This window comes from Streptomyces sp. NPDC051561 (assembly GCF_044454195.1).
Classification (GTDB): Bacteria; Actinomycetota; Actinomycetes; order Streptomycetales; family Streptomycetaceae; genus Streptomyces.
Genome location: NZ_JBITDM010000002.1, coordinates 209,777 through 222,201, shown reverse-complemented (window position 1 = coordinate 222,201; position 12,425 = coordinate 209,777). Strand labels below are relative to the sequence as shown.

10 protein-coding genes are annotated in these 12,425 nt (G+C 70.0%); 4 read left to right on the top strand and 6 right to left on the bottom strand.

The features are described 5' to 3' along the window. Nucleotides 1–14: 14 nt before the first annotated feature. Together ACIA73_RS05300 and ACIA73_RS05295 are read right to left on the bottom strand one after the other, a co-directional pair. The gene (locus ACIA73_RS05300; RefSeq protein ID WP_399436942.1) at nt 15–137 is read right to left on the bottom strand and encodes a hypothetical protein; all 123 of its coding nucleotides are present in this window, start codon (nt 135–137) and stop codon (nt 15–17) included. A 17-nt stretch (nt 138–154) separates the two neighbouring features. Then, on the bottom strand, nt 155–823 hold the full coding sequence (locus tag ACIA73_RS05295; RefSeq protein WP_399436941.1) for a GNAT family N-acetyltransferase: 669 nt from the start codon (nt 821–823) through the stop codon (nt 155–157). A gap of 198 nt (nt 824–1,021) precedes the next feature. On the opposite strand from ACIA73_RS05295, the gene lon reads away from it, so the two are divergent. Together lon and ACIA73_RS05285 are read left to right on the top strand one after the other, a co-directional pair. Then, nucleotides 1,022–3,445 (top strand): endopeptidase La, encoded by a 2,424-nt coding sequence (gene lon, locus ACIA73_RS05290; RefSeq protein WP_399436940.1) that lies wholly within the window; start codon nt 1,022–1,024, stop codon nt 3,443–3,445. A gap of 159 nt (nt 3,446–3,604) precedes the next feature. Next, nucleotides 3,605–4,492: a TIGR03619 family F420-dependent LLM class oxidoreductase gene (locus tag ACIA73_RS05285; RefSeq protein WP_399436939.1), complete on the top strand. Its 888-nt coding sequence runs from the start codon at nt 3,605–3,607 to the stop codon at nt 4,490–4,492. 131 nt (nt 4,493–4,623) lie between these two features. Here the strand turns inward: ACIA73_RS05285 and ACIA73_RS05280 are convergent, their stop codons facing one another. Next, on the bottom strand, nt 4,624–5,013 hold the full coding sequence (locus ACIA73_RS05280) for a VOC family protein (protein WP_399436938.1): 390 nt from the start codon (nt 5,011–5,013) through the stop codon (nt 4,624–4,626). Nucleotides 5,014–5,160: 147 nt separating this feature from the next. Next, a complete protein-coding gene (locus ACIA73_RS05275) occupies nt 5,161–6,174 on the bottom strand; it encodes a helix-turn-helix domain-containing protein (RefSeq protein WP_399436937.1) in 1,014 nt (337 codons plus the stop codon). A gap of 224 nt (nt 6,175–6,398) precedes the next feature. Here ACIA73_RS05275 and ACIA73_RS05270 point away from each other — a divergent pair, with 224 nt between their 5' ends. Next, the gene (locus ACIA73_RS05270) at nt 6,399–9,212 is read left to right on the top strand and encodes a M4 family metallopeptidase (RefSeq protein ID WP_399436936.1); all 2,814 of its coding nucleotides are present in this window, start codon (nt 6,399–6,401) and stop codon (nt 9,210–9,212) included. A 197-nt stretch (nt 9,213–9,409) separates the two neighbouring features. Here the strand turns inward: ACIA73_RS05270 and ACIA73_RS05265 are convergent, their stop codons facing one another. Then, nucleotides 9,410–10,240 (bottom strand): lysozyme, encoded by an 831-nt coding sequence (locus tag ACIA73_RS05265; protein WP_399436935.1) that lies wholly within the window; start codon nt 10,238–10,240, stop codon nt 9,410–9,412. A gap of 204 nt (nt 10,241–10,444) precedes the next feature. On the opposite strand from ACIA73_RS05265, the gene ACIA73_RS05260 reads away from it, so the two are divergent. Further along, the gene (locus ACIA73_RS05260; RefSeq protein ID WP_399436934.1) at nt 10,445–10,876 is read left to right on the top strand and encodes a MarR family winged helix-turn-helix transcriptional regulator; all 432 of its coding nucleotides are present in this window, start codon (nt 10,445–10,447) and stop codon (nt 10,874–10,876) included. A gap of 128 nt (nt 10,877–11,004) precedes the next feature. Here the strand turns inward: ACIA73_RS05260 and ACIA73_RS05255 are convergent, their stop codons facing one another. Further along, nucleotides 11,005–11,796, bottom strand: coding sequence for a hypothetical protein (locus tag ACIA73_RS05255; RefSeq protein ID WP_399436933.1), 792 nt, complete (start codon nt 11,794–11,796; stop codon nt 11,005–11,007). Nucleotides 11,797–12,425: the final 629 nt, after the last annotated feature.

Here is a 12,425-nt window from a genome sequence, read left to right as displayed (position 1 = left end):
CAGGACCGCCGCCGCTATCGCTGCACCACGTCCACCACGTCCACCACGTCCACCACGTCCGCGTCGCATGTTGCTCCCGTCGTGTGCCGTCCGTACCGCACCAGTAGGTGCGACAACTCCTTGACGTATCCGCGCACTTCGCGGTTCCCCGTGCCTAGGGGGTGCCGTCCGGGACCGTACGGAAGACCCCGGTCAGCGGCGACACTGTTTCCCAGCCGAGCGTGGTGTAGAGCGCCCGGCCCTCGTCCGACGCCCCCAGCACGCAGTCCTTTGCCCCCTGCTCCGCCGCGCACGCCTGCAACGTCCGCATCACCAGCGTCCCCAGCCCTTTGCGCTGATGCACCTTGTTCGTCTCCACCTGGTCGATGCCCGCCGTCCGCCCGACGACCGCGACCTGGCCGCGCACGCCCAGGCTTCCGTCGGCGGCGAGGATCAGCACCTTGGTCAGGCCTCCGCGGGTCCAGATCCGGCGGGTGAAGCCCGTCGGGACGTCCGGGACGGCCGCCTTCGGGGGCAGCGGGAGCGTCATCACGTGCCCGGGCGCGTCGTACTCCCAGCCCTCCACCATGTACGGCGCCAGCACCTCCGGCGCCTGCACGCACTTGATCCAGGTCCCCGGGGCCGTGTCCGCGCGCAGCAGCTTGCGCACCGTCGCCTCCTCGGAGGCGTGGCCGTCGAAGAGGACGTGCCGGGTGACCGCCTGCGGCAACCCGATGTCGATGCTCACGCCCCACGGCTGCGGCACCGGATCGGCGGTGGCGCGCGAGAGCGCCCAGCAGTGGACCCAGGCGTGGGCGGCGTCGTCGACGGTGGCGAAGGCCATGGTGCATCCCCTGTGGACTGCGGAAGTCCGGTAGAAGTAATAGTCAGTACTGCTGTTCGTCTATTACATCGAACCTCATGCGCCCCCGTCGATCCCTGATCGCTCACAGCGAACACGAATCGGGGCGGGTTCGGGAACACCAGGAGGCTCACATGCATTGAGTCGGTATAGCTCAACTTCACTGCCCAAGGGGAGATCATGGCATCGACGTCCACACCGCTCACCCTGCCCGTGCTGCCGCTCGACGACGAGGTCGTGCTGCCCGGAATGGTGGTGCCGCTGGACCTGTCCGACACCGACGTACGGGCTGCGGTGGAGGCCGCACAGGCCGCCGCGCACTCCAGTAGCAGCAAGCCGCAGGTACTCCTTGTTCCACGCATCGACGGGACGTACGCGAGCACCGGCGTGCTCGGCACCGTCGAGCAGGTCGGCCGCCTTTCCGACGGCGACCCCGGCGCGCTCATCCGTGCCCGCGGCCGCGTCCGCATCGGCGCGGGTACGACCGGCCCCGGCGCCGCACTGTGGGTGGAGGGCGTCCGGGTGGACGAGTCCGACCCCACTGTGTCCGATTCGAATACAGCCCTCCCCGGCGCTGTCGCCGAGCTGGTCAAGGAGTACAAGGCGCTCGCCACCACCTGGCTGAAGAAGCGCGGCGCCTGGCAGGTCGTGGACCGCGTCCAGCAGATCGAGGGCGTCTCCGCGCTCGCCGACAACTCCGGTTACTCGCCCTTCCTCACCACCGCCCAGAAGATCGAACTCCTGGAGACCGCCGACCCGGTCGCCCGGCTGCGCCTGGCCCTGGCCGCGCTCAGCGAGCACCTGGCCGAGCAGGACGTCGCCGAGACCATCGCCAAGGACGTCCAGGAAGGCGTGGACAAGCAGCAGCGCGAGTTCCTGCTGCGCAAGCAGCTCGACGCCGTCCGCAAGGAGCTGAGGGAACTCAACGGCGAGGCCGAGGGCGAGGAGTCGGACGACTACCGGGCCCGCGTGGAGGCCGCCGACCTGCCCGAGAAGGTGCGGGAGGCCGCCCTCAAGGAGGTCGAGAAGCTGGAGCGTTCCAGTGACCAGTCCCCGGAGGGGTCGTGGATCCGGACCTGGCTGGACACCGTCCTGGAGCTGCCCTGGAACGAGCACACCGAGGACAGTTACGACATCAGGGGCGCCAAGGAGATCCTCGACGCCGAGCACGCCGGCCTGGACGACGTGAAGGAGCGCATCACCGAGTACCTGGCGGTGCGCAAGCGCCGTGCGGACCGGGGGCTGGGCGTGGTCGGCGGCCGTCGCGGCGGCGCGGTGCTCGCACTGGTCGGCCCGCCGGGTGTCGGAAAGACCTCGCTCGGTGAGAGCGTCGCGCACGCCATGGGCCGCAAGTTCGTCCGGGTCGCGCTCGGCGGCGTACGCGACGAGGCGGAGATCCGCGGACACCGGCGTACGTACGTCGGAGCACTCCCCGGCCGGATCGTGCGTGCCATCAAGGAGGCGGGCTCCATGAACCCCGTCGTCCTGCTCGACGAGATCGACAAGGTCGGCTCCGACTACCGGGGCGACCCGGCCGCGGCCCTTCTCGAAGTCCTCGACCCCGCACAGAACCACACCTTCCGCGACCACTACCTGGAGGTCGAACTCGACCTCTCCGACGTGGTCTTCCTCGCCACGGCCAACGTCCTGGAAGCCATCCCGGAGGCCCTGCTCGACCGGATGGAACTGGTCCGCCTCGACGGCTACACCGAGGACGAGAAGGTCGTCATCGCCCGCGACCACCTCCTCCCTCGCCAGCTCGACCGGGCGGGCCTGGAGCCCGGCGAGGTCTCCCTGGAGGAGTCCGCGCTGCGCAAGCTGGCCGGCGAGTACACCAGGGAAGCAGGCGTGCGCAACCTGGAGCGCGCGGTCGCCAGGCTGCTCCGCAAGGTGGCCGCCCAGCACGAACTCGGTGACCGGGAGCTGCCGTTCAGCGTCCGGGACGGCGATCTGCGCGAGCTGATCGGCCGCCCGCACCACGTCCCGGAGTCCGCCCAGGACCCGGCCGAGCGGCGCACCGCGGTACCGGGTGTGGCCACCGGGCTGGCCGTCACCGGCGCGGGCGGCGACGTCCTCTTCGTCGAGGCCTCGCTCGCCGACGCCGAGACCGGAGGTTCGGGGCTGACCCTCACCGGTCAGCTCGGCGACGTGATGAAGGAGTCCGCGCAGATCGCCCTCTCCTTCCTCCGCTCGCACGGCGCCGAACTGGAGCTGCCGGTGCGCGACCTGAAGGACCGGGGTGTGCACATCCACTTCCCGGCGGGCGCGGTGCCCAAGGACGGGCCGAGCGCGGGCATCACCCTGACGACCGCCCTCGCCTCCCTCCTCTCCGGCCGGCTGGTCCGTACGGACGTGGCCATGACCGGTGAGGTCTCGCTGACGGGCCGGGTACTGCCCATCGGCGGCCTGAAGCAGAAGCTGCTGGCCGCCCACCGGGCAGGCACCACCACGGTGATCATCCCCAAGCGGAACGAGGCCGACCTGGACGACGTCCCGGCCGAGATCCTCGAAAAGCTGGAGGTCCACCCGGTGACCGACGTCCGCCAGGTGCTGGAGATCGCTCTGGCTCCGGCGAGGGTGGCGGTGGAGCAGGTGGCGGCGTAACCCCACCCGGGCCGGCGGGTCGTCCGACCGGCCTGCCGGTAGGCCAACCGGCAGGGGCCGTAAGGGAATTGTTCCCTTGCGGCCCCAGTCGTTGTATGTGGCATGCATCACCGCGCAAGTCCCGCGCTTCGTTGCGGCCGCAGGCCCACCATGATCCGCATGGACATCGGAATCACCCTGCCGCAGTACGGCTCCCACGCCCGCGCGGACCTTATCGCCCCCTTCGCCCGTGACGCCGAGCAGATCGGCTTCGACTTCTTCTGGGCCGGCGACCGCTCGCTCACCCCGGTCGAGCCCAGCGACGTCTATCCCGGCCACACGCCGGAGAACCCGTATCCCCGCGCGTACACGACCTTCCTGGACCCGCTGACCGTGCTCACCGTCGCGGCCACCGCCACCACCCGCGCCCGGCTGGGCACCAGCACCCTCAACGCCCCCTGGTACCCGCCGCTGCTGCTGGCCCGCAGCCTCACCTCGCTGGACCGGCTCAGCGGCGGCCGACTGGAACCCGGCTTCGGCGTCGGCTGGCTGCGCGACGAGTACACGGCCGTCAACGCGGACTGGAACCGGCGCGGCAAGCACCTGGACGAGATCCTCGACCTGCTCGCCGCCATCTGGACCCAGAACCCGTTCGAGCACCAGGGCGCGCAGTGGACCGTCCCGCGCTCCCACATGGACCTCCGCCCGGTCCGGCCCGGCGGCCCCCCGGTCCTCCTCGGCGGTTTCACCCCGGCCGCGATGCGGCGGATCGGCCGCCGGGCGGCGGGCTGGGCGGGCGTCCTCCTGCCGGACGCCGCCCACACGGCACTCTGGTCGATCGCCCGGGGCGCGGCGGAGGAAGCGGGCCGCGACCCGGAGTCGCTGCGCCAGCAGATCCGGGTCAATGTGCTGCCGGGGCAGTCCGCCGAGGAGGTCGCCGCGGTGCTCCGTTCGGTACGGGCGTGGGGCGCGGACGGCGCCTTCGTCGAACTCCAGCAGGCGACCCGCGAACCGGCCGAGGCGCTCGAACTCGGCGCGAAAATAAGGGAGTTGTTCCTCGAAGGCTGATCAGCTGGCGGGTGCCCACCGGTCCCGGGCCGGTATCGACCGGGACCGGCCAGGGACCGCCGAGGGGCCCCGTGCAGTGGATCGCGCGGGGCCCCTCGGCGTACACCTGCCGGATCACTTCCGGCGTTCGGTCAACTACCGCTGCCGTAAGGCCTGGTGATGGCCTCCAGGCCGTGGCCCGCCGGGTCCGGGAAGTAGATTCCACGGCCGCCGTCGTTGTGGTTGATCTCGCCGGGCTGCTTGTGGTGCGGGTCGGCCCAGTACTCGATGCCCTTGGCCTTGATGCGGTCGAAGATGCCGTCGAACTCCTCCTCGGAGACGAGGAAGGCGTAGTGCTGCGACAGGATCTCCATCCCCGCGGGGAAGGTGGCGAAGTCCAGGTCGATGTCGTTGTCGAGCTTCACCTGGATGAACGGGCCCCACTGCGGGCCGACTTCGAGACCGAAGATGTGCGCGAAGAACTCCGCGGATTCCCGGTTGTCCCGGGCGAAAACGATGGTGTGGTTCAGCTGAACTGCCATGAGTGAATGCCTCCAGAAAAGGGCACTCTCGGGCTACCTCCATGTCCCACCCAGCCGGTGGCCGACACGCGATGCCGTCGGAAGAGAAGGTAGGACAGTGATCCGGGATCTGTCCAGGGTGATCCGCCCGGCTCCGAGTGATCCGCGTCACGCCAGCCACCCCCTCGCCGACGCCTGCGCCCCCGCCTGGAAGCGGGTCTCCGCGTCCAGCGCGTCCAGCAGCCGGGAGATCCGGCGGCGGGCGGTGTGCACATGGACGCCGAGTCGGCGGGCGATCGCCTCGTCCTTGAGTCCGGCTGCCAACAGGCCCAGTAGTTCCCGCTGCTGGCCTGGAACGGGGTCGGTCTCGGTGGGCGGCTCGGTGGTTCCGCTGAGCGGTATGGAGCGCTCCCACACCGACTCGAAGAGTGGCAGCAGCGCGTTGCGGAGCAGTGTGTCGCCCACCACCAGGGCGGAGGCGGTCGGATCCCCCGACTCGGTGGGGGGCAGTATCGTCACCCGGCGGTCGACGCCGATGAGCTTGGTCGGGACGCCGGAGGTCACCCGGGCGCGCAGACCGCGTTCGGCGAGGGCGGCCAGTGACTGCATCCGGCCCGGATAGGAGAGGCCCTCGCGGTCGATCACCGCGCGGACCACGACACCCCGGTCGAGCAGCGTCTCGATGTCCAGGGCGGGCGGACGCTCCGGATGGTCCTCGTCGGCCATCACGTACGGCGGCCGGTCGAGTATCACCACCTCCTGCTCCGCCCCGGCGAGCAGCGACTGGGCACGCTCGCCGATCTGGCGAGGTCCGGTGACGATCTCGATGCCGCCCTCGGAGGCGGCCGGCGAAGAGGCCGTGAGTCGTCCCGCGATCCGGTCCGCGGACATCATCAGCTGCTCCAACTCGGCTGACTGGTTGTGGAGTTCGGCTTGACGGCGGTGGATGAGTGTGCGGATCGCGGCGGCCGGGGCCGCCGGTTGCGGTGTTCCGTCCTGCTTCTCAATGGTGAAACCTGATGCTTCGAGGCTGGTCAGGGCCTCGGCTATGCGCGGAGCGGGGACTTCCAGCAGGGATCTCAACTCGTCGGCGGTGCTTGCGCGTTCCCTCAGGAGCGCCTCGTAGACACGTCCCTCGACCTCCCCCAGGCCGAGGCTGTGCAGTTCTTCCCCCTCGATCATGGGCCGAATTCTTTCGTGTGCACAGCATGCACACAAGTGTGCGTGTCCACATCTGAACACTTGGGAAACATTGCCGACTTGAACACACAGCGACTTGCATGGCCCTGCCCGACAGGACCGGGCCCAACAGGCCCGGGAACCGTCCGTACCGTGGGAGGGGAAGCGTGCACAAGACCCGAGTGCGTGCAGCGAGACAGGCCGGCGGGACCACCGCAGGCACAGGTATGTCCAGAGGCGCCGGTATATCCCGGGGAACCAAGGGAGTGGGCGCGCTGCTCGGCGCCGCCGCCCTGCTGGCCGGCGTCGTACCGGCCGCCGTGGCCGCCCCCGCCGCCCCCTCGGCGCCCGCAGCCGAGGTGATCCCCGGCACCGACACCGCGACCCCCGCCCTGGTCGACGGCATCAACGAGCCCGCCAAGTCCGGCAGCGCCGCGGCCGCCGCCGTCGGGCACCTCGCCGACAAGCAGAGCCGCTACCGGATCGGCAACCCGGGCGCCAACCTCAAGGCCGTCTCCGCGCAGACCGGCAAGGGCGGCACCGAGACGGTCCGCCTCCAGCAGAAGTACAAGGGCATCGACGTCCTCGGCGGCCAGTACGTCGTCCGGATGGAGAACAAGGCCGGAAAGCGCGCCGTCGTCGGCACCTCCGGCAAGTACTTCACCGAGCTGGACACGGCCACCACCTCGACCGTCTCGGAGAAGACCGCCGTCGAGCGCGCCGTCGCCGCCGTCAACCGCGAGCTGAGCGGCAAGAACCTCAGTCTCAAGGACGTGCGCAAGGCCCAGGGCCAGAAGTCCAGGGCGGCCACCGCGCTCACCGGCAGCGCCGGCAGGCTCGTCGTCCTCCCGCAGGGCAAGGGCGTGCTGACCCGCCAGGTCACCGTCAAGGGCAACCACCCGGTGACCGGCGAGGCCGTGCTGCGCCAGGTGTTCATCGACGCCAGGGCCGGCTTCCCGGTCCTCCAGTACAGCAGCATCAAGACCTTCGGCAACAAGACCGCGAAGGGTGCCGCGCCCAAGGCCGCCGCCGCGAAGAAGGCGGCCGGCGTCCTGGACGCGGGCGACGCCACCGGCACCGGCGTCAAGACCGACGGCACCAAGGTCGACCTCAACCTGTACTTCAACACGTCGCGCAAGGAGTACACCCTCAGCGACTACGTCCGGATGAAGCCCACCAGCGGCAACACCATCACCACCTGGGACGCACGCGGGGTCGAGGCCGAAGACGCGGCCGGCAAGTGGCCGTCCGGCATCAAGGAATTCGGCTCGCCCGTCCAGGACTTCGGCAAGGACGCCACCGACGCGGGCGCCATCGACGCCCAGTGGGCCGCCACCCAGGTCTACGACTACTACAAGGCCAAGCACAACCGCGACAGCCTCGACGGCCGCGGCATGACCATCAACTCCCTGGTGGGTGTCACCAACGGCGGCCAGCCCTGGGTGAACGCCTTCTGGGACGGCCAGAAGATGGTCTACGGCGTCGGCGACGACGAGTACAAGCCGCTCGCCTCCGACGTCGACGTGGTCGGCCACGAGATGACCCACGGCGTCGTGGAGAACACCGCGAACCTGGTGTACGCCGGTCAGTCCGGCGCACTCAACGAGGCCGTCGCCGACTACTTCGGCAACGCCATCGACACCAACGCCTCCGGCACCTCCATGGACGACCCGGAGTCCGGCCTCCTCGGCGAGGACCTCTGCCGCACCCTCTCCAAGCGCGAGTGCGCGCTGCGCGACCTCAACGACGGCCGCACCACCTCCAAGGACTTCCTCGGCGTCGGCTACAACGTCGACAACGGCGGGGTGCACCTCAACTCGACGATCTTCTCCGGCGCCCTCTGGGACATCCGCCAGGACCTGGACAAGGACCTCGCCGACGCCATCGTGTACAAGGCGCTCTCCGAGTACCTGACCCCGCTGGACGGCTTCACCGAGGGCCGCAACGCGGTCATCGCCGCCGCCAAGGATCTGAAGGCCACGGCGAAGCAGCAGAACGTCATCAAGCGCTCCTTCAACGCCCACGGCATCGTCCCGGGCTGGGAGGACGCGATGGGGATGGACTCCGACACCCTGCTCGGCAAGCTCAACACCGCGGGCACCGGCGCCGGAGCGGGCGGTGGCGCCTACGCCGTCTCCAAGTCCGACGACGAGGGCTCCGAGCCGTACTCGGTCCACGTCGGCCGTACCGACGGCAAGGGCGCCTCGAAGGTGATCAGCCCCAACGACGGCCGCTACCACGTCTACCCGGCGACGGACGGCAAGAACGTCGTCTGGGCGGCGTACGGCACCACCAGCATCGACGTCCTGGTCCGTCCGATCGCGGGCGGCCCGGCCAAGAAGATCTGGTCCTCCTACACCAACCTCTCGGGTCTGCGCATCGACGGCGACCTGGTCGTCTGGGAGGAGTACGACCCCTTCGGCGGCCGTCACGCCGCGTACAAGAACCTCAAGACCGGTGAGCAGGCGTACGTCGACGGAGGCCGCTACCACCTCAGCTCGGCACTGCCCTCGGTGAAGGACGGCAAGGTCGCCTACGCCAAGCTGTGGCCGGTCAACGGCGAGTACCAGCTCGACGTCGAGCTGCTGGACACCAGGACCAGGAAGACCAGCATCCTGCCGCAGAATGCGGTCGTCGACAGCCTCGGCCAGACGGCCGTCTCCAAGACCCACGTCTCCTGGCTGGTCGACGAGGTCGCCTTCGGCCCGATGGCGGTACGCCGCGCCAACCTGGACGGCACCAAGCTGATCGACCTCAGCCCGGAGGCCGGTGACAAGGCCCTCTACGCCTTCGACCTGACCGCCTCGGAGACGGCCGTCACGGTTAACTCCCAGCTGCCTGACACCCAGTACCGCAACGAGACGCTGCCGAAGCTGTGGCAATTCGACGCGGCGGGCACCCGCGAGGGCGAGCGCGTCTCCTGCAACCGCGGCGACCAGTCCTACGCGTCGGCCGACACCGGCTCGCGGGTGGTCTGGATCGACGGCACGACCAGCAACACGGACCTGGTGGTTCGGGACCGTGCGGCGGGCCGCTGCTGACGGCTTGCGGAGGGGCGCGACGCCTTGCGCGTGACCGCGATGCGGAGTAATCCGTAGAGCACCCCGGGAAGTTATCCGGGAAGCCCTTCACGAAGCGGACCCCCGGTGCCCGTGCGCCGGGGGTCCGTCATGTGCCGTGCGTGCGGCCGTCCTGTGTGTGGTGGTCGTGCGGGCGGCTGCCGTGTGTGCGGGGCGGATCAGCCGTTGGCGAGTGCCTTCACCCGGTCCAGGGCGCCGTTGAACCTGTTGTGGTCACCGACGGTCGGGCCCGAGGAGGTGTACTGCCACATCGTGTACGTGCCCCAGCCGGCCGGGAGTTCACCGACGGTGCTGTTGTAGCGGGCCACCCACAGCGGGTTGCTCGCGCCGAACCCGCCGTAGTTGCCGGTGCAGCTCTTCCACCAGGTGGTCGCGGTGTAGATGACCGCGTCGCGTCCGGTCCGTGCCTTGTAGGTGGTCAGGAAGTCCCTGATCCAGGCGACCATCTGGGACTGCGTCTTGCCGTAGCACTGCGCCCCGTACGGATTCCACTCGATGTCCAGCGCGCCCGGCAGGGTCCGCCCGTCGCGCGACCAGCCACCGCCGCCGCTCGCGAAGTAGTTCGCCTGGGTGGCGCCGCTGGAGTTGTCCGGCAGCGCGAAGTGATAGGCCCCGCGGATCATGCCCACGTTGTACGAGCCGTTGTACTGCTGCCCGAAGTAGGGGTTCTTGTACGAGGTCCCCTCGGTGGCCTTCACATAGGCCCACTTGACCCCGCTGGACCACAGTGCGGACCAGTTGACGTTCCCCTGGTGGCTGGAGACGTCCACGCCTTCGGTCTGGACGGCGCGGGGCGCGCCGGGCGGCAGGGGGCCCTGCCCGTCGTGCTCGATGACGCCCATGCCCATGTGGGCGGAGCCGGGCGGGGGAGTGGAGGGGGAGGGGGAGGGTGCCGGGGCGGCGCCGAGGGTGGCCACGAGTGCGGCTGTCGCGGCGACGCCCACGGCGACGGATCTTGCTCCTGCGGATCTTGCTCTGAGCACGTGCATTGCGTGCCTCCGAAAGATCGACAAAGCGACTGGAGAGACCTTGAGGAAGAGAAGCTACGCACGTAGACCCGTGCGGCGGAAGGGGGTCTCTGTGCCGACATTGGTCCACACCTGCGAAATACTGGACGAACTGCGACGATGCCCGTCGCTGAAAGTTCCCGGGTCACTCCGGAGTTGACGTGACGGACGACAGGAGATGGACGGGTGGATCAGGAATTCCTCGCGCTGGAGAGGGAGTTGGCGCTCTTTCTGCGCCGGGCGAGGGCGCAGTCGGGCGTCCTGGCCCGTGAGGTCCACCCGGACCTGGAGCCCGCCGCGTACGGCCTGCTGGTACGGCTGGACGAGGCGGGCCGGCAGCGGGCGACGGAGCTGGCGGGCTGGTTCGGGGTCGGCAAGGCGACGATGAGCCGTCAGCTCCGGGCCCTGGAGGACCTCGGCCTGGTCGCCCGCGAACCGGACCCGGCCGACGGCCGCGCCTCGCTGATCCTCCTCACCGAGGAGGGCAGCGCACGCTTCCGCCGGGTCCGCGACGCCCGGCGCGCCAGCTATGTACGGAAGCTGTCCGACTGGGATCGCGCCGAGGTCGCCGAACTGGCCAGGCTGCTGCACCAGTTGAACACCAGCGCGGAGTCCTAGCGGGACGGTGTGCGGGGGCGTCCTGCGCGGGGGTGTCCTGTGCGGGGGCGTTTCGTACGGCGCGGAGTACGTCGCCCTCCCCGATACGGGCCAGCCCCTCCCCGTACACCCCCTCCCCGTACCGCCCCTCACAGCTCCGCGTACACCACCGCCGCGTCGTCGTGCCGCTTGCTGCGGCCGGACGGGGTGGAGGCGTGCTCCAGCTCCCGTACCCGGTCGATCAGCCCCTGCGCCCCCTCCTTGCGCAGCACCCCCATGGAGCCCGCCCAGTCGCCCGCGTGGAAGGTGTCCACCCAGCGGGTGACCCCGTCCGTCATGGCCGCCACCGCACGGACGTCGGAGCGGGAGGTGGTTCCCGTGACGGCCCGTTCGGCCACCGCGGGGTCGGCGGCGGCGGTGAAGAAGCCGCCGGGGGCGTTGCGGTAGACGTCCGCCGTCGCGTGCGACCGGAGCGCCTCGCGCGGGACGCGGTCCAGCCGGTCGTCCAGCACCACCCGTACCGTTCCGTCCGCCGCCTCGATCAGCAGCGCCGAGTCCGAAAGCACCAGGTGCTCGACCTGCTCCGCACCCCAACGCACCAGGACCACCGTCGCCTGAGGTGTACGCACGTGAGAAAGGTCACATGTGTCGCGGTGGGCCTCGGCGGTGCGTGAGATGGCGGCGGCCAGCAGCTCCGGAAGGCTCAATTCCGGCCGGGAACCGGACAATTCGATCAACGCGCCGCCCAGTCGTGCGGTGAACCACGGAACCGAGTGCACACACCCCGTCTCGAAGGGTGGCGGAGTGACGCCGTCCAGGACGACCAGGGTGCCGCCCTGATCCCCCGATCCGCCGGAGCCCGCCGCAGGCAGTGCCACGGACGTCCAGTCCTCGTTGGGGCGTTCGGGGCTTCCGGGGGCGGTGGCGAGTTCGATGCGCATGACGGCAAGTCTGCCGGAGTCGAGTGCGCCAGCGGGTGGTGGCGCGAATTGGCCCATACCAGCAGGTCAGCTGCCAGGATTCGGGCGGAATGATCTGTTCCGGGAAGCTGCGCGGGGGCATCCTGCCAAAGCCCGCGCCGAACTTCCAACCGGCTCACCCGGCAGGCGGCTGACGGACCGTGACCGGAGTTGGTTGCCAACTCCCGAGTGATGTTCACTCGTTCGGGTGGCGGGTCGGTTGATGCGCGCCTCCCTCCCCAGGGCGCTGGAATGGTCGAAAGCTGAATCGGGAGTGGGGGGTGGGGTGCTCGGTCCGTACGCACCTGATGTACCAGTCGTCACCTCGGCCAGCTGGGCGGACGAAATACAAGGATGCGAGCACCGGTGCAGAACAAGCGGCCTCGGGGCGGCAGTGGCAGTGAAGGCCCTACGGGCGGGACGCCGGAGCACGCAGCTGGAACGCCGCAGTGGCCGGCCCAGCCGCACCCGGCAACACCGTCTTCCGGGCAGACCCCACTGACACCGCCCTCGTCAACGGCCCCCGCGTCGGGTCCCGCACCGTCGGCCGGTCCCTCGGGGCCGTCCACGCAGTCGGTACCCGGACCGTCGGCCCCGTCGCCGAAGGCGAA